Raw genomic sequence first — 22,503 nt, 5'->3', positions numbered from 1 at the left:
GCCGTCCATGAACCCGACCCTCTCCCCGCGCCGCAAGGCCCCGGCGACGCGCCTGCTGCCGGTCGCCTTCGCCGCCATGCTGGCCGCCGGCAGCGCCCTGGCCCAGACCCCGCCCGCCACCAACGCCCTGCCCGTCGTCAACGGCGCCTTCACCCCGCGCAACGCCACCATCGGCGCGAACACCGGCACCGCCGGGGCGCCGGTCATGAACATCAACCAGAACGCGGCCCGCGGCGTGATCGAGTGGCAGAGCTTCGACATCGGCTCGGCCGCCCGCGTCAACATCGTGCAGCCGAACGCGCAGAGCGTGCTCGTCAACCGCGTGGTCGGTGCGAACGCCCCGATGAGCCAGATCTACGGCACGATGAGCGCGAACGGCCGCGTCTTCCTCGTGAATCCGGCCGGCATCACCTTCGGCGCCGGCGCGCAGATCAATGTCGGCTCGCTCGTGGCCAGCACGCTCGACATCGACGCGTCGATGACGGCGAACAACTACGAGCTGCTCGTCAACCCCGCCACCACGACCATTCCCCTGGGCGGCAACAACCTCGCCGGCATCACCGTGGAGACCGGCGCCACCATCACCGCCGACCCGGCCGGCGGCGGCTCGGTCGTGCTCGTCGACACCAGCCGCGTCACGCACAACGGCGTGGTCGACGCCCTGCGAGGCCGGGTGGCGATGAGCACCGGCAGTCTCGCGAACGTGGTCCTGCCCGCCACCACCAGCGGCTTCATCGACCTGGTCGTCACCCAGGCCTCGACGTCGGCGAGCTTCGTCAGCACCGATGTCGACTCGCGCATCACCGCCGAAGGAGGTTCGGTCGTGATCGGCAACCGGGGCCAGCGGACGACGGCCAACAGCGACAGCATCACGCTCGGGGGGGTCATCAACGTGGGTTCCACCACGGGTGCGGCCGGCTCGGTGCTGGTGGACGCCGGTGACGGCCCCTCCAGCAGCGTGTACCTGACGGACAGCAGCGTCATCGCCGCGATGGGCACGGGTGCGGGCCAGACCGGCGGCTCGGTGACCCTGCGTGGCGGCTTCCTGACGATGGAGGAACGCTTCAATCTCACGGCGCTGCCGACCCTGACCGGCGCGACCATCGACGTCAGCGGCAGTGCCGGCGGCGGGGTCATCGCGATCGGCGACGCCACCACGCGCGGCGCGCAGGTGGGTGCGGGCAACCTCCTGTCGGCCGACGCCACGGCCTCCGGCAATGGCGGCCGCATCACCGTGGCCGCGAACTACCGCAACCCAGGCGCCACGGCCCCGGCGGCCCGAAGCGACTACGGCGTCGCCGAGGTCTACGGCACGCTCACCGCACGCGGCGGACTGCAGGGCGGCAACGGCGGGCGGATCGACACCTCGGGCCAGGCGATCACCACGCGGCTGGGCGTCCTGGGCGACATCTACGCCGGCCGCATCGACGCCAGCGCCCGCGCGGCCGGCGGCGCGGCCGGCACGTGGACGATCGACCCGTTCAACGTCACCATCTCGAACACCGCACCGACCTCCTCCGGGCCCACGTGGACACCCACGGCCCCGGACGCGCAGATCAACGCGGACGACATCAGCAGCGCGCTGAACGCCGGCACCAACGTCGAGATCAACACCGGCACCACGGGCATCGGCAACCAGGCCGGCACCATCACCATCGTCAACGGCACGACCATCTCGCGCACCACGGCAGGCGCGGCCACGTCGCTCACGCTCCGTGCGCACGACAGCATCACGATGGACGGCGCCGCGATCAGCGGCACCGACACCGCTCCGCTGAACGTGAACCTGTTCAGCGACCTGGACGGCAACGGCACCGGCGGCGTCGCCCTGATCAACAGCAGCCGCATCACCACCGGCGGCGGCAACGTGACCATCAGCGGCGGCGTCGACCCCGCCACCGGCTACGCGGCCGGCAACGCCCAGCTGGGCGGTGTCCTGCTCAGCGGCGCCTCCATCGACACCACCACGGCCAACGGCACCGCCGGCAACATCACCGTGCGCGGCCGGTCCGCGGCCGGCGCGAACGAGAACGGGGTCTCGATCACGGCGTTCTCGTTCCTGAGCGGCAACGACATCACCATCCTCGGCCAGGCCAGCCAGGGTGCCGGCACCTCCGTGCAGGACAGCTTCTTCAGCACCACCACCGGCACGATCGACGTGCGCGGGGTGGCCACCCGCACCAACGGGCTGAGCGTGCAGGCCGTCGGGCTCGACCTCGACAACGTCAGCATCTCGTCCGGACAGGGCTCCGTGACCCTCGCGGGCCGCGGCGACGATGCCGGCGTCGCCGGCACCTACCCGGCGGCCACCGGCCTGCAGTACAGCGGCCTGCGCATCAACACGGGGGCCAACAGCACCGGCACCATCCAGATCGCGGGCGAAGCCGCCAACTCCACCGGCGCGGGCATCACCTTCCGCGACGTCGAGGCCGGCGGCCTGACCATCCGCGACGGCACGTCCACGAACATCCCGACCCTCGCCAACGTCAGCATCGGCGCCATCAGTTCCGACGGCCTCGCGCTCGCACTGGGCCTCGACACCAACCCGACGGCCACCGACGTGCTCACCACCGGGGTGGTCAACTTCCGGCCCGTCTCGGTGAGCGCCACCGGCCAGATCGCCGACGCCGCCGCCGAAGGCATCCTCGTGGGTCCGGGCGGCGACGTGACCTCGGGCTTCGTGATCGACCCGCTGCACTTCGGCACCGCGTTCCGCGCCGACAGCGGCTTCGTGATCGGTTCCAGCACGCACACCGGCCGCATCACGGTCGAGAATGGCGCGCTGGCGGGCAAACGCGCCCAGACCATCACGCTCCAGAACGAAGGCGCCGGTTCGGCCGGCATCACCCTCGGTACCGGCATCGACGTGCGCGACCTCGGCTTGCTGAGCGCCGGGGCCGTCACCCAGGCCGGCGGCATCGCCGTGGACCGCACGCTGCTGATCGGCGGCGGCGGCAACTTCGCGCTCGCCGGGCCGGGCAACACCGTGGGCGGCACCGTGTCGCTCGCCGCCCCGGGCCAGGTCGACCTGCTGGTCGACACGGCGCTCCACGTGGCAACCGGCACCGCCCTGCCCACGTTCGACGCGGGAGCCTTCGCCTCCCGCCAGCCCAACGCCAGCACCGCCGTCACGTCGGCCACGCTGCGCTCCAGCAGCACCGTCGACGTCACGCACGACGTCACCATGACGGGTGCCGGGGGCACGCTCGCCCTGGTCTCGCCCGACTCGGTCACGGTCGACACCGAGACCACCCTCTCCGGGCCCCGGGTGCAGATCTGGTCCCGGGCCATCAGCTGGGTCGACGGCGCCCGGGTGAACTACTACGGGTGCACGTACCCCACCTGCACCCTGTCGGGCATCACCCCGCCGGCCACCGGCAACCAGGCGCTGTTCCCCGACCGGCCCACGGTCACCATCGTGGCCGACAACGTCCAGGGCACGTCCGGCGCCGCGTTCCCGCCGTTCACGTACACCAGCTCGGGCCTGCTCGCCGGCGACGACGCCGCCACGGCCCTGGCCGGCGCCCTGGGCACCACCGCCACCAGCGCGAGCCCGGCGGGCGACTACGCCATCACCCAGGGCACGCTGACCTCGCCCACGGGCTACATCGTCAACTACACGCCGGGCACGTTCACCTTGGCGGCCGGTGCCCCGCCCCCGCCGCCCCCGCCCTCGACCGGCCTGGAGGACGGCCGGGAGATGATCCGCTCCGCCTTCCTGGCGGAGTACCGGTCGGACGTCTACGGCCGCAACCTCGCCACGCCGTTCATCTGCACGGCGCAGTCGGTCATCAGCGAGAGCGTCGCCCGCGAGAGCGGGTCCGACCCGCTCGCCTCCGAGTGGGGCAAGGTGCGCAACCAGCCGCAGCTGTCGGGGTGCCTCGACGTTGCCAGCGGGGGGCAGTGCGCCGCGTTCTGATGAGGCCCCGAGGTCCGCGCAAAGCCCGGCCCGCCCCCCCGAGGGGAGCAAGGAAACTTGGGGCGGCCCGGCGTTTACTTCGCTCCGCGATCCCGCGACCGGGGGGTTCTGGCCCCCCGGTTTCCTCGAAGTGACTTTCGGCTGATGTTGGAAGACAGCCCGCTTCCTAAAGTACCGCACACCACTGAAATCGCCTTGCCCGGCACCCACCCATGAGCCTCCTGCCCGTCGATGAACTCCTCGCACCGCTGGGCGACGACGCTCCCTGCGGTCCCGACCTGGAGTACGACCCGGCCTTCCTGGCCCTGGAAGAGGCGTCCCGCGGCAAGCCCGAACAGCAGTTCGGCGACACCGTCATCGCCGCGGAAGAGGCCGACTGGCGCGCCGTCTTCGAAGGCGCCCGCGGCCTGGCCGAACGCACCCGCGACCTCCGCGTCGCCGTGCTGCTCGCCCGCTCGGCCGCCCGCCTGCACGGCGTGGCAGGCTACAACGACGCCCTCGCGCTGATCGCCGGCCTGCTCGAGCAGCACTGGGACCACGTCTACCCGCTGCTCGACGCCGACGACAACAACGACCCCACCATGCGGCTGAACGCCCTGGCCCCGCTGGTCGACGGCGCCACCGGCCTCGCCGACTTCCGCGCCGCCTCGGTGCTGGGTGGCCGCTCGCCGCTCACGGTGCGCCAGATCGAACTGGCCGCCGGCAAGGCCGACCCGCGCTCCGACGAGTCCGTGCCGTCCCAGGGCGCCATCCTCGACGGGCTGGCCCAGGGCCAGGCGAACGACGGCGAACTGCTCGCCCGCCTGAAGCAGCCCCAGGCCGAGCTGCAGCGCATCGACACGGTGCTCACCGACAAGGTGGGCAGCGAGGGCCCCGACCTGAAGCCGCTGCAGCTGCTCACCCGCTGGGTGGCCAACGCCGCCACGGAAGCCGAGGCCGCCGCGTCCGGTGGCGGTGCGGCCGAAGGCACGGCCGACGCCGAGGGCGACGACGGCGACTCCGGCAGCGCCACCACCACCCGCGTGGGCACCCCGGGCAGCCTGCGCAACCGCGACGACGTCATCAAGACCCTCGACCGCGTGTGCGAGTGGATCGAGAAGAACGAGCCCACCAACCCGGCGCCGCTGCTGATCCGCCGGGCGCAGCGCCTCATGACCAAGAATTTCATGGACATCATCCGCGACATCGCCCCGGATGGTTTCGCCCAGATCGAGAACCTCGCCGGCCGCATCGACGAGTGACCCGACGTTGTACCGACGTTTCAGCCCCAACCGCATCCTGAACCCAGCGTAGAGGAGCCCCATCATGGCCACCAGCAGTCAAAAGTTCATCGCACGCAACCGTGCACCCCGTGTCCAGATCGAGTACGACGTGGAGCTCTACGGTGCGGAGAAGAAGGTCCAGCTCCCATTCGTGATGGGCGTGCTGTCCGACCTGTCCGGCAAGCCCTCCGAGCCGCTGCCCCCGGTCGCCGACCGCAAGCTGCTCGAGTTCGACGTCGACAACTTCGACAGCCGCATGAAGTCGATGAAGCCGCGCGTCGCCTTCCAGGTGCCCAACACCCTCACCGGTGAAGGCAACATGAGCGTCGACATCACCTTCAACAGCATGGACGACTTCTCGCCGGCCGCCGTGGCCCGCAAGGTCGACTCGCTGAACAAGCTGCTCACCGCCCGCGAGCAGCTGTCCAACCTCATCACGTACATGGACGGCAAGACCGGCGCCGAGGAACTCCTCGCGAAGGTGATCGCCGACCCGGCCCTGCTGTCGAGCCTCGCCAGCGCCAAGAAGGCGACCGACGACGGCGCCGAAGCGAAGTCCGAATAACCCGCAGGCCCAGACGGAGACCGAAATGGCAGAAGCACAGAACCAGTCGTCGGCGCTGCAGGGCGTCGAGTTCCAGGGGGGCGATTTCGCCTCGCTGCTGAACAAGGAATTCAAGCCCAAGAGCGACGAGGCCAAGTCGGCGGTGGAAACCGCCGTGCTGACCCTCGCGCAGCAGGCCCTGTCCCAGACCCAGCTGATCGGCAAGGACGTGGTGGCGTCCATCGAGGCCATGATCGCCGAGCTCGACAAGAAGCTCAGCGACCAGATCAACGTGATCATGCACCACGCCGATTTCCAGCAGATCGAAAGCGCGTGGCGCGGCCTGCACTACCTCGTCAACAACACCGAAACCGACGAGATGCTGAAGATCCGGGTGATGAACATCTCCAAGCAGGATCTCGGCAAGACGCTCAAGCGCTACAAGGGCACGGCCTGGGACCAGAGCCCGATCTTCAAGCGCGTGTACGAAGAAGAATTCGGCCAGTTCGGCGGTGAGCCGTTCGGCTGCCTGGTCGGTGATTACTACTTCAACCAGACCCCGCCCGACGTGGAACTGCTGGGCGAGATGGCCAAGGTCTCGGCCGCCGCGCACACCCCGTTCATCGCCGCGGCCGACCCGTCGCTGATGCAGATGGGCTCGTGGCAGGAACTCGCGAACCCGCGCGACCTGACCAAGATCTTCACCACGCCCGAGTACGCCGGCTGGCGTTCGCTGCGCGAGTCCGACGATGCGCGCTACATCGGCCTGGCCATGCCGCGTTTCCTTGCCCGCACGCCGTACGGCGCGAAGACGAACCCCGTCGAGGAGTTCAACTTCGAGGAAGACACCGGCAACGCCGACCACACCAAGTACGCCTGGGCCAACTCGGCCTACGCGATGGCCGTCAACATCAACCGCTCCTTCAAGGAGTACGGCTGGTGCTCGCGCATCCGCGGCATCGAGTCCGGCGGTGCGGTCGAAGGCCTGCCCACCCACTCGTTCCCGACCGACGACGGTGGCGTGGACATGAAGTGCCCCACCGAGATCGCCATCAGCGACCGCCGCGAGGCCGAACTCGCGAAGAACGGCTTCATGCCGCTGGTGCACCGCAAGAACTCCGACTTCGCGGCCTTCATCGGCGCCCAGTCGCTGCAGAAGCCGGCCGAGTACGACGATCCGGACGCTACCGCCAACGCCAACCTGGCCGCGCGCCTGCCGTACCTGTTCGCCACCTGCCGCTTCGCGCACTACCTGAAGTGCATCGTGCGCGACAAGATCGGCTCGTTCAAGGAGCGTGACGAAGTCCAGCGCTGGCTGCAGGACTGGATCATGAACTACGTCGACGGGGATCCGGCCCACTCGTCCGAGGACACCAAGGCCCGCCGCCCGCTCGCGGCCGCCGAAGTGGTCGTGGAGGAAGTCGAGGGCAACCCCGGCTACTACTCGTCCAAGTTCTTCCTGCGCCCGCACTATCAGCTCGAAGGGCTGACGGTGTCGTTGCGCCTGGTGTCGAAGCTGCCGTCGCAGAAGGCGGCCTGACACCCCGATCGCCGCCCGGGCGGCGCCTCGCGAGGGGCGTTGACCGGGCTCGAAAAAACCGGCGGCACGTGGTCACAACCCCGTCCACGTGGCCCTTCATGCCGGCCTTTCCAGCAGTACCTCAGCGGGTCCATTCACATCTAGGAGAAGCCTCATGGCAGTAGACATGTTCATCAAGATCGGCGACATCAAGGGCGAGTCGAAAGACGCGGCCCACAAGGAGTCGATCGACATCCTGGCCTGGAGCTGGGGCCTGAGCCAGAGCGGCACGTTCTCGCAAGGCGGGGGCGGCGGCGCCGGCAAGGTCAGCGTCCAGGACATCTCGCTGACGAAGTACGTCGACGCGTCGTCCACCGCGCTGATGCTCGCCGCCTGCAAGGGCACGCACATCAAGCAGGCCACGCTCACCGTCCGCAAGGCCGGCGACAAGCCCCTCGAGTACATCAAGATCACGCTCGACAGCGTGCTGGTGTCCTCCCTCTCCACCGGCGGCAGCGGCGGTGAAGACCGCCTGACCGAAAACGTCAGCCTGAACTTCGCGAAGTTCAAGGTCGAGTACACCACGCAGGCCGATACCGGCGGCAAGGGCACGACCTCCACGGCGGCGTGGGACATCACCGCCAACAAGCCGGTGGGCTGATCGATCGTTCCCCGGCCACGCGCCGTCGGCACGATGCCTTCGCGGGCATCGTGTCTTTTGGCGTTGTGGCCCCTGCCGCAGCGCGCCCGGAGCTGCACCGGGCATGGACCCGCTACGGTTGAACCGGCGGGCGCCTCCATCCGGAGGGGCCCGCCCCGTGTCCCAAGAACTGTCCGAAGAACACACACACGCGGCCTCCCGCAGGCCGAGCAGGAGTCGAGATGTCCAAGGCCGACATGTTCCTCAAGGTGGACGGGACCAAGCAGGGCCCGATCAAGGGTGAATCCGCCGAAGCCGGCCACATCGACGAGATCGAGCTCGTCGGCTGGGAGTGGGGCATGGACGGGAACGCCACCGCGTTCGGCGCCAGCACCGCCCGCACCACGCTCAAGGAGCTCGTCATCCGCAAGCGCGTCGACAGCGCCTCCACGGGGCTGATGTCCGCGCTGCGCAACAACGAGGTGCTGAAGAAGGCCGTGCTCACCGTCCGCAAGGCCGGCGGCAGCTCGCCCGTCTCGTTCCTCACCATCACCATCGAGAAGGCGCGTGTGGTGTCCCACCGCCTCGGCAGCGAGAAGGACGACATCCCCGTGCTGCTCGAGGAAGTGCGCCTCGCGTTCTTCAAGGTCCAGGTCGAGTACCGCGCCCAGGACAAGACCGGCGGCGGCAAGGGCGTCAACACCTTCGAAACCGAAGTCCTGCCCGCCTGATCCCTCCACGGAGCACCCCATGACCCCGGTCCAGACTGCTGAACAAGCCCTGCGCGACGGCAACGTCGACGCCGCCCTCAAGAGCCTCCAGGACGCCGTGCGCGCCAAGGCCGACGATCCGAAGCTCCGCGTGTTCCTGTTCCAGCTGCTGTGCGTGCTGGGCCAATGGCCGCGCGCGCTGAACCAGCTCGACGTGTGCATGGAACTCGATCCGTCCACGTTGCCCATGGTCAGCACCTACCGCGAGGCGCTCAAGTGCGAGTCGCTGCGCGAGGCCGTGTTCGCCGGCAAGAACACGCCCATGGTGTTCGGCCGTCCCGCGATGTGGGTCGCGCTGCTCGTCGAGGCCCTGCAGGTCGAGGCCCGCGGCGACGCCGCCGGCGCTGCCCGCCTGCGCAACGAGGCGCTCGAAGCCGCCCCGGCCACGCCCGGCACCGTCGACGGCACGCCGTTCGAATGGATCGCCGACGGCGACTCCCGCCTCGGCCCGGTGCTCGAGGCCGTCATCAACGGCCGCTATTCGTGGGTGCCGCTCAACGCGCTGGTCAAGATCGTCATCGAGGAACCCGCCGACCTGCGCGACCTGGTCTGGGCCGCCGCACAGCTCGAGTTCGTGAACGGCGGCTCCACCGTCGCGCTGATCCCCACGCGCTACCCCGGCAGCGCCACGCACGCCGACGGCGCCATCCGCCTTGCCCGCCGCACCGACTGGCTGCCACTCGCCGAGCCGCACTTCGCGGGCCTCGGCCAGCGCGTCTTCACCACCGACAACGGCGACACCGGCATCCTGCAGGCCCGCGAGATCCTGCTGCAGCCCGCGCCGGTGGCCGAGGACGACGAACCCACGGCCGACGCCGCGGCCTGACCCCTTCATCACGCCCACGCCGATGGCCTCCCAGGATGCCCGAGACCGCCTGCAGCCCACGCTGCTCGACCGCCTGACCGACCTCGCGCCGCTGTCCTCGGTCGAGGCCGAGGACACCCGCGTGATGACCAAGGCTCAGATCCGCGAGGCGGTGCTCCGCGACCTGTCCTGGCTGCTGAACTCGGTCAAGCCCATGCCGGGCATCGGCTCGCGGTTCCCGCACGTCGACGAATCGGTGCTGAACTTCGGTCTGCCGCCCATGTCGGGCAGCCTCGCCTCGCGCATCGACGTGCCGCTGCTGGAGCGCACCATCAAGCAGTCCATCGTGCGCTTCGAGCCGCGCGTGATGGAAGACTCGCTCGAGGTGAAGGCGCTCGACGCGTCGAGCGTGCTCGACACCCACAACGTGATCGAGTTCGAGATCCGCGGCCTGATGTGGGCGCAGCCCGTGCCGCTCGAACTGCTGCTGCGCACCCAGGTGGACCTCGAAGCGGGCCAGATCCAGGTCCGCGACGCCAGCCCCTCGTCCCTCAAGCGCAAGACCTGACCCCACGCGATGGACCCGAACCTCCTGCGCCTCTACAACGACGAGCTCGCCCACCTGCGCGAGGTGGGCGCCGAGTTCGCCGCCGAATTCCCGAAGATCGCCGCGCGCCTGTCGATGGACGGCGTCGAGGTCACCGACCCCTACGTCGAACGCCTGCTCGAAGGTTTCGCCTTCATGTCGGCGCGCGTGCAGCTCAAGCTCAACGCCGAGTACCCGCAGCTGATCCAGCACCTGCTGGAGACGGTGTACCCGGGTTTCCTGTCGCCCGTGCCGTCGATGATGATCGCGCGGCTGCGGCCCGACCCGCTCGACCCCAACCTGTCGCGTGGCTTCACCGTGAAGCGGCACAGCCTGCTCACGAGCGAGACCGTGCGCGGCCAGAACACCCGCTGCGAGTTCCGCTCGGCCCACGACGTGACGCTGTGGCCGGTGCAGATCGAGACGGTGCAGTACTTCACGCACGCGCCCGACCTGCCGCTCTCGCAGCTGCCCTCCCCGCGCGCCGTGCGCGGCGGCCTGCGCCTGCGCCTGAAGGCCCACGGCGGCGCGAAGTTCAGCCAGCTCGGGCTCGACCGCCTGCCGCTCTACATCTCCGCGCCCGACGACGTGGCGTTCCGCCTGCACGAGCTGCTGCTCGGCGCCACCCACGGCACCTGGATCGGCCACCCGTCGCGCGGCGCGCTGCAGGGTTTCTCCGACGGCTCGTCCGTCCAGCCGGTGGGTTACGAGGACGACCAGGCCCTGCTGCCGGAAACCGTGCGCGGCTTCAGCGGCTACCGCCTGCTGCAGGAGTACGCGGCCATGCCGCACCGCTTCCTGTTCGTCGAACTGACCGACCTGCGTCGCCGCCTCGCGAAGGTCGACGCGTCCGAGGTCGAGGTCGTCGTGCTGTTCAACCGCGGCGAAGCCGCCCTCGAATCGCTCGTCGACGCGCAGAGCTTCGCGCTCTACTGCACCCCGGCCATCAACCTCTTCCCGAAGCGCCTCGACCGCATCCAGCTCGGCCCCGGCGCCTGGGAACACCACGCCGTGCCCGACCGCACGCGGCCGATGGACTACGAGGTGCACACCCTCGAGTCGGTCACCGGCTTCGGCACCGGCCAGGTGGCCGAGCAGCGCTTCCTGCCGCTGTACGCCACCTTCCACGAGGCCGCCCACCGCCATTCGGCCTACTACACCGTGCTGCGCGAACCGCGGCTGCTGTCGTCGAAGCAGCGCGTCGAGGGGCCGCGTTCGGCCTACATCGGCCAGGAGGCCTTCCTGTCGCTGGTGGACGCATCGCACGCGCCGTACCGCGAGGAGGTGCGCCAGCTGTCGCTGTCCGCGCTCGTGACCAACCGCGACCTGCCCACGATGCTGCCCGGCGCGGCCACCACCTGGACCCTCGACACCGCCGGCCCCGCCGGCCGCATCGAGACGCTGCGCGGCCCCACGCGGCCGGTGCAGCGCCTGGCCCGCGGCGACATCGGCTGGTCCCTCGTGAGCCTGCTCACGCTCAACTACCTCAGCATCGCCGGCGAGGACCCGGCCCGCGCCGCCGCGGCGCTGCGCAGCCTGCTCGCGCTGCACGGTCCCGACCAGGACGTCGCCTGGCAGAAGCAGGTCGAAGGCATCCAGGCCGTCGAGGCGAAGACGGTGGTGCGCCGCCTGCCCTTCCCCGGCCCGCTCACGTTCGGCTGCGGCGTCGAGGTGGTGGTCACCGTGGACGAACTGGGCTTCCAGGGCACCAGCGCCTTCCTGCTCGGCCACGTGCTCGACCGCTTCTTCGCGCGCCAGGCGTCCACGAACAGCTTCTGCGAAACCGTGGTGCGCTCGGCCTCGCGCGGCGAGATCATGCGAAACGCCCCGCGCATCGGTACCCGCACGGTGCTCTGACCATGGACGGCACCCTCGCGCCCGAAGCCGACGACGCCCGCGCGCTGCACGAGCGCCGCGCGCGGTTCTTCGACGACCTCGCGCGCGAGCCGTGGCACCACGACTTCTTCGCCGCGCTGCGCCGCATCGACGCGCTGTGGCCCGACGAGGCCCGCCTGGGCACCGCGCTGCGCCCGAGCGCCGAGCCCGTGCGGCTCGGCCAGAACCCCGAACTCGACTTCGCGCCGGCCGCGATCATGTCGTTCGACACCGCCGCGGGCGGCCGCCCGCGGATGGGCGTGCGCTTCTTCGGTCTCTTCGGCCCCATGGGCCCGATGCCGCTGCACCTGACCGAGTACACGCGCGACCGGCTGCGCAACCATGGCGACGCCACGCTCGCCCGGTTCGCCGACGTGTTCCACCACCGCATGCTGCTGCTGTTCTACCGCGCGTGGTCGCAGGCGCAGCCCACCGTGCAGGCCGACCGCGAACGCGACGACCAGTTCGCCAAGTGGGTGAGCGCGCTGATCGGCCAGGCCCCGCAGGCCCTGCGCGGCCTCGACGCGGTGCCCGACCGGGCGCGCCGTTTCGCCGCCGGCCACCTCGGCCGCGCCACCCGCCACCCCGAGGCCGTCACGAAGGTGCTGCGCCAGTACTTCCAGGTGCCGATGACGCTCGAATCGCACGTGGGCCACTGGATGCCGCTGCGCCAGGCCGACCGCACGCGCCTCGGCAGCCCCGGCAACCGCCGCGGCGCCGCGCTCGGCGTCAACGTGGTGGCCGGCAGCAAGGTGTGGGACCGTCAGTACAAGGTGCGGCTGCACATCGGCCCGCTGTCGCTCGCGCAGTACCGGTCCTTCCTGCCCGGACAGCCCTCGCTCATCGCGCTGCGCGACTGGATGCGCCAGTTGCTCGGCTTCGAGATGCTGTGGGACGTGCACCTCGTGCTGAAAGGCACCGAGGTGCCGCCGCTGCAGCTGGGCCGCGACGCGGCCCTCGGCCGCACGGCCTGGCTCGGCCGCAAGGGCCCGCCGGTCGACCGGGGCGACCTTCACCTGAACCCCTCACGACGTTCGACGAACTCTCCAACCCAGGGACATCACCATGGCTGAAATCAGTCGCACCACCCTCTTCGGCAAGCTCAACCCGCTCGCCTACAAGGCCATCGAAGGCGCCACCGTGTTCTGCAAGCTGCGGGGGAATCCGTACGTCGAACTGCAGCACTGGATCTACCAGATCCTCAACGGCAACGACAGCGACCTGCACCGCATCGTCAAGCACTACGAGCTCGACGGCGCGCAGCTGGTGGCCGACCTGACCCAATCCCTCGACAAGCTGCCGCGCGGCGCCTCGTCCGTGACCGACCTGTCGAGCTTCGTCGAGAACGCCGTCGAGCGCGGCTGGGTGTACGGCTCGCTGATGTTCGGCGACTCGCAGGTGCGCACCGGCTACCTCGTCATCGGCGCGCTCAAGACACCCTCGCTGCGCAACGCGCTGCTGTCCATCTCGAAGCAGTTCGAGCGCATCAAGCTCGACGACCTGGCCGACAAGTTCGGCACGCTGCTCGCGCAGTCGCCCGAACAGGGCCAGCGCGCCACCGACGGCAGTGCGGCCCCTGGCGAAGCCAGCGACGCCATCGCCCCGGCCGCGATGGGCAAGCAGGAAGCCCTCAAGCGCTTCACGACGGACCTCACCGAACAGGCCCGCGGCGGCAAGATGGACCCCATCGTCGGCCGCGACGACGAGATCCGCCAGGTGGTCGACATCCTGATGCGCCGCCGCCAGAACAACCCCATCCTCGTCGGCGAGGCCGGGGTCGGCAAGACCGCCGTGGTCGAAGGGTTCGCGCAGCGCATCGCCCGCGGCGACGTGCCGCCGTCGCTGAAGGACGTGGAACTGCGCGCGCTCGACGTGGGCCTGCTGCAGGCCGGCGCCAGCATGAAGGGCGAGTTCGAGCAGCGCCTGCGTTCGGTGATCGACGAGGTGCAGGCCTCGGCCAAGCCCATCATCCTGTTCATCGACGAGACCCACACCCTCGTGGGCGCCGGCGGCCAGGCCGGCACCGGCGACGCCGCCAACCTGCTCAAGCCGGCGCTCGCGCGCGGCCAGCTGCGCACCATCGGCGCCACCACCTTCGCCGAGTACAAGAAGTACATCGAGAAGGACCCCGCCCTCACCCGCCGCTTCCAGAGCGTGCAGGTCGACGAACCCGACGAGCCGAAGGCCATCCTGATGATGCGCGGCGTGGCGTCCACGATGGAGAAGCACCACAAGGTGCAGATCCTCGACGAGGCCCTCGAAGCCGCGGTCAGGCTCTCGCACCGCTACATCCCCGCACGACAGCTGCCCGACAAGTCCGTCAGCCTGCTCGACACCGCCTGCGCGCGCGTGGCCGTGAGCCTGCACGCCACGCCGGCCGAGGTGGACGACTGCAGCAAGCGCATCGAGGCGCTGGAGACCGAACAGGGCATCATCGGCCGCGAGGCCGCCATCGGCGTCGAGACCACCGAACGCGCCGCCACCGTCACCGAACAGCTGGCGATCGAACGCGACCGCCTGGAGAAGCTGAACGCCCGCTGGGCGGCCGAGAAGGCGCTCGTCGACAAGCTGCTCGCGCTGCGCGGTGAACTGCGAGGCGCCGCGGGCCACGTCGAGGGCACCGGCAGCAAGCTCGAGCAGTCGGCCGAGGCGAGCCCCGCCGCCGCCGACCTGCCGAAACTCTCCGACACCGAACGCGCGGCCAAGCTCGCCGAACTGCAGCAGGTACAGCAGGAACTCACCACGCTGCAGGGCGAAACCCCGCTGATCCTCCCCACGGTCGACTACCAGGCGGTGGCGAGCGTCGTGGGCGACTGGACCGGCATCCCCGTGGGCCGCATGGCCCGCAACGAGATGGAGACCATCCTGAAGGTGGCCTCCCTGCTGAGCCAGCGCGTGATCGGCCAGGACCACGCGATGGAGATGATCGCCAAGCGCATCCAGACTTCGCGCGCCGGCCTCGACAACCCGAGCAAGCCCATCGGTGTGTTCATGCTGGCCGGCACGTCCGGCGTCGGCAAGACCGAGACGGCGCTCGCGCTGGCCGAGGCGCTGTACGGCGGCGAGCAGAACCTCATCACCATCAACATGAGCGAGTTCCAGGAGGCCCACACCGTCTCCACGCTCAAGGGCGCGCCCCCGGGCTACGTGGGCTACGGCGAGGGTGGCGTGCTGACCGAGGCCGTGCGGCGCAAGCCATACTCGGTGGTGCTGCTCGACGAGGTCGAGAAGGCCCACCCGGACGTGCACGAGATGTTCTTCCAGGTGTTCGACAAGGGCTTCATGGAGGACGGCGAAGGCCGCTTCATCGACTTCAAGAACACGCTGATCCTGCTGACCACGAACGCCGGCACCGACCTCATCGCCACGATGTGCAAGGACCCGGACCTGATGCCGGAGCCGGAAGGCCTGGCCAAGGCCCTGCGCGAGCCGCTGCTGAAGATCTTCCCGCCGGCGCTGCTGGGCCGCCTGGTCACGATCCCGTACTTCCCGCTGTCGGATGCCATGCTGGGCCAGATCGTCAAGCTGCAGCTCAACCGCATCAAGAAGCGCGTCGAGGCCCGCTACAAGATCCCGTTCACGTACACCGACGACGTGGTCAAGCTCGTCGTGTCGCGCTGCACCGAGAGCGAGTCGGGCGGCCGCATGATCGACTCGATCCTGACCAACACGATGCTGCCGGACATCAGCCGCGAGTTCCTCACGCGCATGATGGAAGGCAAGGCCATCGGCGGCGTGAAGGTCGACGTGGCCGGCAACGACTTCGCCTACACGTTCGACTGAACCGGAACCCGCATGACCAACGACACCGCCACCGACACGCCGAAGGAAGTGAGCCTCGACGAGGCGCTCCGGATGGCCATCGAACTCCACCAGAACCGGCAGCTGGAGGGGGCGGAGCAGCTCTACCGGCGCATCCTCGAGGTCGCACCCGACCATCCGGATGCGCTGCACCTGCTCGGCATGGCCATGCACGCCACCGGCCGCAGCGAGGAAGGGGTCGCGTCGATCGAACGCGCCATCGCGCTGCAGCCGGACTTCCCGGGCTTCCACCTCAACCTGGGCAACATCCACGCGGGCAACCTCGACAACGCGCGCGCCACCCTCGCCTACGAGCGCGCGCTGCAGCTCGCGCCGGGGTCTGCCGACCTGTACAACAACCTGGGGGCGCTGTACCGCGCCGAGAAGCGGCACGAAGAAGGCCGCCAGGCCTACCTGCGCGCCATCGAGCTCGACCCGAACCACCTGAACGCCCACAACAACATGGGGCTGCTGCTCTCCGACCTCGGGGACGTGAAGGGCGCCATCACGTACTACTGCCGGTCCATCGAGCTGATGCCCGGCCATCCGGACGGCCGCAAGCTGCTCGGCATGACCTACTACACGATGGGCAAGATCGACGAGGCCGCCGAGGTGTTCCGCCAGTGGCTCGACGAGGAGCCCGACCATCCGATGGCCCGGCACATGCATGCGGCCTGCTCGGGCCAGGACGTGCCGGACCGCGCGCCGGACAACTACGTCGAGTACACGTTCGACCGCTTCGCCGACAGCTTCGAGACCCAGCTCAACGAGCGCCTGCAGTACCGGGCCCCGCAGCTGTGCGCCGACATGCTCGCGCGCCACCTGCCGCCCCCGGCGCGCCAGTTCGTCGTGCTCGACGCGGGCTGCGGCACCGGCCTGTGCGGCCCGCTGATCGCGCCGTGGTCGCGGGTGCTGGGCGGTGTCGACCTGTCGCGCGGCATGATCGACCACGCGAAGACCAAGGGCGTCTACACCGACCTCTACAAGGCCGAACTGACCGAGTTCCTGCGGGAGTCCCCGGGGCAGTGGGACGTGGTGCTGTCGGCCGACACGCTGTGCTATTTCGGCGACCTCACCGCGCTGATGGGCGCGAGCGGCACGTCGGTGCGCCCGGGCGGCACGCTCGTGTTCACCGTCGAGGCGCTGGAGGACGCGGGCGACACGCCGTTCCGCATCCTGCCGAACGGGCGGTACGCGCATGCGCGGCACCACCTGGAGCGCACCCTGGCCGATGCGGGCTTCGACGTGCTCGAGATCACCCGCGAAACCCTGCGCCAGGAGGGCGGCAACCCGGTCGTCGGCTGGCTGGTGGCGGCCCGCCGCCGCGCCTGACCCCCGCGAGGCCCGCCGCCATGCCCGGATTCTTCTCTCCCGACCTGGTCCACGGCCCGTCGCAGCGCAGCAGCGGCGCCGGCGAGATGCGCGAACTCGAACGCGCCCTCGACGCGCTGCAGGCCACCGCCGCGCACTTCGGGCTCAGCACCCAGGTCGATGCCCGCGTGCGGGTCGCCTACCAGGAGACCACACGCAAGGCGGCCCAGGAGATCCTGGACGCCGTGCGGCGCGGCACGATGACCCCGGGCCAGGGCGCGGCGCAGGCGAACCTGCTGCGCAACGCCGCGATGGACATGATGCGGGCCCGCACGAGCCCGACGGTGCTCGCGTACGCACGCTCGCTGAAGCAGCACGGCAAGACCCTCGCCGAACTGTGCGAGAAGTACGCCGGCGAGCTGTTCTCCCGGCCGTTCGCGCAGCTCTCCGAGCAGCAGCAGTCGAGCGTGTGGCTCAAGATCATCCAGAAGTCCGGCGAACCCAACGCGGGCATCAATGCCCAGGCGCGCACGCTGCGCACGGCCGGCCGCGGCCTGTTCGTGCTGTCGCTCGCGCTGGCCCTGTCCGACATCGCCGCGGCAGAGGACAAGCCCCGCGAAACCACCCGCCAGGGCACGCTGATGGCCGCGGGCGCGGCCGGCGGCTATGCCGTGGGCGCCGCGGCGGTGGCGACCGGCGTCTGCGCGGCCACCGCGCCCGTCTGCGTGGGCGCCCTCGCCATCGTCGGCGCGATGGCGTTCGCCTTCGGGGCCGACCTCGCGTTCGGCGAACTGTGGCCCTCGCCGGGCCGCTGACCCCATGCTGTCCGAGGCCGATGTCGCGGCGCGCCTGCCGGCCTGGTGCGCGCTGTCGGAACTGTTCGTCGACACCGAATTCGACGACGCCGCACGCGACCGCATGGCGGACGCACTGCGTGCCACCGGACTGCCGGTCGCCACGCTCGACCGCATCCTGCGCGACGAGGTGGCTCCGGTCTTCCACGCCAACGTGTTCGCGGGCAACTGGACCGGCTGGACGGACGACGAGGTGCGCCGCCTCGTGACCGCGCACCTCGCCCGGCAGGACGGTGCGGTCGCGCGCCTCGCGCGCCCCCTGCGGCCGCTCCTCCACCGGGTGCGCATGGCCGGTTTCGAGGACGACTGGAACGCGGTGAAGGCGCGGCTGGCCGTCCCGGGCTGAGCCCCCCCTTCAGGCGGGCGATCCCGGGCACCCGCCACATGACTTTCGTCGCTTTTCCGGGCCCGGCCCCTCCCGTACCCTGACCGGCATAACGCACTGCCCTGCGTCCCCGCAGCCGCACCCATGGCCAATCCCATCACCATCACCACGCCGCTGCCGGGCGCCGACCTGTTCTTCGAGTCGATGTCGGTCTCGGCCGGCCTCAGCGCGCTGGGCGAGATGCAACTGTCGCTGCTGAGCGAGAAGTCCGACATCAAGCCGCAGGACCTGCTGGGCCAGCTGGTGACGGTGAACGTCGAGATGCGCGACGGCGCGAAGCGCCACTTCAACGGCTACGTCACCCGGTTCGGCCTCGGCGCCCACCGCGGCCGGTACCACGGCTACCGCGCCACCGTGCGCCCCTGGCTGTGGTTCCTGACCCGCACGAGCGACTGCCGCATCTTCCAGGAGATGTCCGTGCCCGACATCGTCAAGAAGGTGTTCGGCGACCACGGCATCGCGAGTTTCGAGACCAAGCTGTTCCGCACGTACACGCCCCGCACGTACTGCGTGCAGTACCGCGAGAGCGACTTCAACTTCGTCGCCCGCCTGCTCGAGCAGGAAGGCATCTACTGGTACTTCGAGCACACCGACGGGGCGCACAAGCTGATCCTGGTCGATTCGTCCAGCGCCCACGACGCCGCGCCCGGCTACGAAACCATGTCCTATGTCGAGAACGCCGCGAGCGCCCCCGACAAGGAGTACATCTCCAACTGGTCGTTCGCCGAGGCGGTCAAGACCGGCAAGACGGTGCTCACCAGCTACGACTTCGAACGCCCCTCCACGTCGCTGGAGGTCGAGACGACCCACAAGCGCAGCCACGAACTCGGCGACTACGAGGTCTTCGACTTCCAGGGCGACTACATCCAGAAGGCCGACGGCACCCAGTACGTCGACAACCGCATGGAGGAGCACCAGGCCCGCTACCTGCGCGTGGGCGGCACGTCCAATGCGCTGGGCCTCGCGGTGGGCTGCAACGTCGAGCTCAAGGACCACCCGCGCGACGACCAGAACATCAAGTACCTCGTCACGTCGATGGACGTGCAGGCCCACGTGGGCAACTTCGACTCCGGCGGCGACGCCGGCAGCTTCACGTGCGACCTCTCCGCGATCCCCGACGCGCAGCAGTTCCGTCCGCCGCGCCGCACGCCGCGCCCCTTCGTGCAGGGGCCGCAGACCGCGGTGGTCGTGGGCCCGTCCGGCGAGGAGATCTACACCGACAAGTACGGCCGCGTGAAGGTGCAGTTCCACTGGGACCGCTACGGCAAGAAGAACGAGAAGAGCTCGTGCTGGGTGCGCGTGTCGCAGCCGTGGGCCGGCAAGAACTTCGGCATGATGCACATCCCGCGCATCGGCCAGGAGGTGGTGGTCGACTTCCTCGAGGGGGACCCGGACCAGCCGCTGATCACCGGCCGCGTCTACAACGCCGAGCAGATGCCCCCGTGGGACCTGCCGGCCAACGCGACGCAGAGCGGCATCCTGACGCGTTCGTCGAAGGGCGGCGCGTACGACAACGCGAACGCCATCCGCTTCGAGGACAAGAAGGGTTCGGAAGAGGTCTGGATCCACGCCGAGAAGGACCAGCGCATCGAGGTCGAGAACGACGAGTCCCATTCGGTGGGCCACGACCGCACGAAGACCATCGACCACGACGAGACCGTGACGGTCAAGCACGACCGCACCGAGACCGTGCTCAACAACGAGAGCATCACCATCGGGGTCAACCGCACCGAGATGGTCGGCAACAACGAGACCATCACCATCGGCGTGAACCGCACCGAGACGGTGGGGGCGAACGAGACCATCTCGATCGGCGCCAACCGCACCATCACCGTGGGCGCCAGCGAAACCGCCACGGTGGCCCTGCAGCGCACGCACGCGGTGGGCATCAACGAAACCATCGCCATCGGCGCCGCCCAGGAAGTCGCCATCGGCGCGATGCAGTCCATCACGGTCGGGGCGAACCAGTCGACGAGCGTGGGCGTCAACTGCTCGCTCGACGTCGGCAAGAACCTCGGCACCCAGGTGGGCGGCGGCGAGAAGCGCGACATCAGCAAGGACCGCGCGACCACCGTCGGCGGGGAAGACACCCTGAAGGTCGGCAAGAACCTCGCGATCAACGCCGCGGACTCCATCTCCATCACCACCGGCAGCGCGAGCATCGTGATGAAGAAGGACGGCACCATCGTCATCAAGGGCAAGGACATCACCCTCGAGGGCTCGGGAAAGATCACCGTCAAGGCGAGCAGCGACGTGGTGATGAAGGGCTCGAAGATCCTGCAGAACTGACCGGCGGCCCCCACCGCCCCGGAGGAATCCCATGAGCAGCCGAGACCGCCTTCCGTTCCAGACCGTGCCTGCGGCCCCCGCCGTCGAGTCCGCGGCCGACGCGCCGCTGCAGGTGCTGCTCGCGGCGCGTTCGCTCGGCCCTTCGCCCGAGCTGTTCCACGGCGCCGTGACCGGCGAGCTGGCGGGCTTCGACGAACTCGACGGGTCCCCGCTCGTCACGTCGCCCCACCACCCGGCGCCGGTGCCCGCGCGGTCCGTCGTCGAGCTGCTGCCGTCCATGGCGGGCCGGCCCGTCGTGCTGATGTTCGACGGCGGCGATCCGTCCCGCCCGCTCGTGATGGGCGTCGTGTACACCCCGCGGCCCGGCGCCGAAGGCGTGGTGCCGGCGGACGCCCTCGCCGCGCGGCCGCGCACCCTGGTGCTCGAGGCCCAGGACGACATCGTGCTGCGCAACCGCCACGCGAAGATCCGTCTCACCGCCGACGGCGACATCGAAATCACCGGCACCAGTTTCACCACACGCACGCAGCGGCTGCTGCGCCTGCTGTCGCCGCTGATCAAGCTGAACTGAGCCGCCGACGTGCCCATCCGCCCCCTCGATGCGCCCCGCGCCCTCGACGTCCAGCAAGTCGACGTGGGCCCGCCCCGGCAGGCGCTCGCCCTCGCGACGGCGTCCGAGCGCGGCCTCGGGGCCGCGGCACGGGCCGGTGGCACCGCCGACTTCCGGCGCCGCGCCGTCATCGAATGCCTCGGCACGCTCGGCACCCTGCGTTCGGCGCGCGAACCGCTCGCGGGCGAAACCTGGCAGACCCCACTCGCCTCGGAACGCCGGCTGCTGGCCCAGGTCGACGCCATCGTGGGCCTCGGGCCCACGGCGCTCGCCCAGGCGGTCGACCTCGCCCTCGACCCCGACGTGCCCGATCCGGCCCGCGTGTTCGCCTCGCTCTTCGTGCTGGGCTCCGTCGACGGGCCGGGCTGGTTGAAGCCGCTGCAGACGCTGTTCGTCACGGCCACCACGCGGCACCCCGAGGAGATGTCGGCAGCCATCGAGGCGCTGAGCCTCGGCCCGAACGCCGACCTGCACCGCGCGATGACCCCGCTGCTGACCCACGCGGAGGCGCGCGTGCGGGCCGCCGCGGTGCGGGTGCTGTCGTTTCGCGGCGCGCTGGCTGCCGGCGACTGGCAGGCCGCGCTGGCCGATCCCAGCCCCGGGGTGGCCGCCGCCGCCGCATGGGCCCCGATGCCGCGCCTGCCCCTCGGCCAGGCCGAGGCCGCACTGGCCCCGCTGCTGCACAGCCCGCACGAACCCATCGCCATCCCGGTGCTGCGCGCGGGCCTCGGCCACCGGCTTCGCATCGCGTACCGGCGCGCCGCGGAACTCGCCGAGGACCGGCCCGGTTGGGCCGACGCCCTCAACCTGCTCGCGATGTTCGGCTTCGCCAGCGATGCCGAGCGCATCGCCGCCGCGCTCGTGTCGCCCGCACCGCTGCCCGCGCTGCGCGCCGCCGGCACCCTCGGCCACATCGCCCTCGTGCCCGACCTGATCGCCGCCCTCGAGCGGCCCGGCCTCGCACCGGCCGATGCCGCCGAGGCGCGCATGTCCCTGTGGAAGATCGCCGGCATCGCCCTGGCCGACGGCCAGGGCGCCTCGGTCGCCCGCACGCTGTGGGAGCGGCGCGCCGCCCACTTCTCGCCGCACCTGCGCTACCGCGGCGGGCGACCGCTGAATCCCGCGGTGCTCGTCGCGCTGCTGCGCAGCGGCCCCGTGCAGCGGCTGGCACGGCAGGAGGTCTACCTCGAACTCGGCGCGGCCACCGCGTCCGCCGCTCCCCGCTTCAGCGCGTACGACTTCGTCGCGGTGCAGGCCGGCTCGCTCGACCGGCTCGAGGCCTGGTGCGCCTCGCCCGACGGCCAGGCCGCCACCACCGAGGCCCTGCACTGAC

At 70.3% G+C, this 22,503-nt stretch carries 17 protein-coding genes; all 17 read left to right on the top strand.

Annotation, left to right across the window (positions count from 1 at the left end; translation table 11 throughout):
• Positions 1-7 precede the first annotated feature (7 nt).
• The 17 genes from A4W93_RS12750 to A4W93_RS30045 all read left to right on the top strand — a co-directional run bounded on the left by A4W93_RS12750 (position 8) and on the right by A4W93_RS30045 (position 22,502).
• Positions 8-3,919, top strand: a complete 3,912-nt coding sequence (locus tag A4W93_RS12750; RefSeq protein WP_085750962.1) for a beta strand repeat-containing protein — start codon at positions 8-10, stop codon at positions 3,917-3,919.
• A gap of 212 nt (positions 3,920-4,131) precedes the next feature.
• Positions 4,132-5,160, top strand: a complete 1,029-nt coding sequence (gene tssA / locus A4W93_RS12745) for a type VI secretion system protein TssA (RefSeq protein ID WP_085750961.1) — start codon at positions 4,132-4,134, stop codon at positions 5,158-5,160.
• A 64-nt stretch (positions 5,161-5,224) separates the two neighbouring features.
• Positions 5,225-5,746 carry a type VI secretion system contractile sheath small subunit gene (gene tssB / locus A4W93_RS12740; RefSeq protein ID WP_085750960.1) on the top strand — a complete coding sequence of 174 codons (522 nt, stop codon included), beginning with the start codon at positions 5,225-5,227 and terminating at the stop codon, positions 5,744-5,746.
• A gap of 25 nt (positions 5,747-5,771) precedes the next feature.
• The gene (tssC, locus tag A4W93_RS12735; protein WP_085750959.1) at positions 5,772-7,265 is read left to right on the top strand and encodes a type VI secretion system contractile sheath large subunit; all 1,494 of its coding nucleotides are present in this window, start codon (positions 5,772-5,774) and stop codon (positions 7,263-7,265) included.
• A 154-nt stretch (positions 7,266-7,419) separates the two neighbouring features.
• A complete protein-coding gene (locus tag A4W93_RS12730; protein ID WP_085750958.1) occupies positions 7,420-7,905 on the top strand; it encodes an Hcp family type VI secretion system effector in 486 nt (161 codons plus the stop codon).
• 221 nt (positions 7,906-8,126) lie between these two features.
• The gene (locus A4W93_RS12725) at positions 8,127-8,615 is read left to right on the top strand and encodes an Hcp family type VI secretion system effector (RefSeq protein WP_085750957.1); all 489 of its coding nucleotides are present in this window, start codon (positions 8,127-8,129) and stop codon (positions 8,613-8,615) included.
• 19 nt (positions 8,616-8,634) lie between these two features.
• A complete protein-coding gene (locus tag A4W93_RS12720; protein WP_085750956.1) occupies positions 8,635-9,480 on the top strand; it encodes a type VI secretion system accessory protein TagJ in 846 nt (281 codons plus the stop codon).
• A gap of 22 nt (positions 9,481-9,502) precedes the next feature.
• Positions 9,503-10,027 (top strand): type VI secretion system baseplate subunit TssE, encoded by a 525-nt coding sequence (gene tssE, locus A4W93_RS12715; protein WP_085750955.1) that lies wholly within the window; start codon positions 9,503-9,505, stop codon positions 10,025-10,027.
• A 9-nt stretch (positions 10,028-10,036) separates the two neighbouring features.
• Positions 10,037-11,902, top strand: a complete 1,866-nt coding sequence (gene tssF, locus A4W93_RS12710; RefSeq protein WP_085750954.1) for a type VI secretion system baseplate subunit TssF — start codon at positions 10,037-10,039, stop codon at positions 11,900-11,902.
• 2 nt (positions 11,903-11,904) lie between these two features.
• The gene (gene tssG / locus A4W93_RS12705) at positions 11,905-12,993 is read left to right on the top strand and encodes a type VI secretion system baseplate subunit TssG (RefSeq protein ID WP_085750953.1); all 1,089 of its coding nucleotides are present in this window, start codon (positions 11,905-11,907) and stop codon (positions 12,991-12,993) included.
• Positions 12,986-15,703 carry a type VI secretion system ATPase TssH gene (gene tssH, locus A4W93_RS12700; RefSeq protein WP_085750952.1) on the top strand — a complete coding sequence of 906 codons (2,718 nt, stop codon included), beginning with the start codon at positions 12,986-12,988 and terminating at the stop codon, positions 15,701-15,703. Before tssG ends, tssH begins: the two co-directional genes overlap by 8 nt.
• A 12-nt stretch (positions 15,704-15,715) precedes the next feature.
• The gene (locus tag A4W93_RS12695; RefSeq protein WP_085750951.1) at positions 15,716-17,053 is read left to right on the top strand and encodes a tetratricopeptide repeat protein; all 1,338 of its coding nucleotides are present in this window, start codon (positions 15,716-15,718) and stop codon (positions 17,051-17,053) included.
• Positions 17,054-17,073: 20 nt separating this feature from the next.
• Positions 17,074-17,847, top strand: a complete 774-nt coding sequence (locus A4W93_RS12690; RefSeq protein ID WP_085750950.1) for a hypothetical protein — start codon at positions 17,074-17,076, stop codon at positions 17,845-17,847.
• Between the two features lie 4 nt (positions 17,848-17,851).
• The gene (locus tag A4W93_RS12685) at positions 17,852-18,232 is read left to right on the top strand and encodes a DUF7079 family protein (RefSeq protein ID WP_085750949.1); all 381 of its coding nucleotides are present in this window, start codon (positions 17,852-17,854) and stop codon (positions 18,230-18,232) included.
• Positions 18,233-18,355: 123 nt separating this feature from the next.
• On the top strand, positions 18,356-20,560 hold the full coding sequence (locus A4W93_RS12680) for a type VI secretion system Vgr family protein (protein WP_085750948.1): 2,205 nt from the start codon (positions 18,356-18,358) through the stop codon (positions 20,558-20,560).
• 31 nt (positions 20,561-20,591) lie between these two features.
• Positions 20,592-21,131: a DUF6484 domain-containing protein gene (locus tag A4W93_RS12675; protein WP_085750947.1), complete on the top strand. Its 540-nt coding sequence runs from the start codon at positions 20,592-20,594 to the stop codon at positions 21,129-21,131.
• Between the two features lie 9 nt (positions 21,132-21,140).
• The gene (locus A4W93_RS30045; RefSeq protein WP_085750946.1) at positions 21,141-22,502 is read left to right on the top strand and encodes a hypothetical protein; all 1,362 of its coding nucleotides are present in this window, start codon (positions 21,141-21,143) and stop codon (positions 22,500-22,502) included.
• Position 22,503 lies beyond the last annotated feature (1 nt).

Source organism: Piscinibacter gummiphilus (assembly GCF_002116905.1).
GTDB lineage: Bacteria > Pseudomonadota > Gammaproteobacteria > Burkholderiales > Burkholderiaceae_C > Rhizobacter > Rhizobacter gummiphilus.
This window is presented reverse-complemented; position numbering and strand designations above follow the sequence as displayed.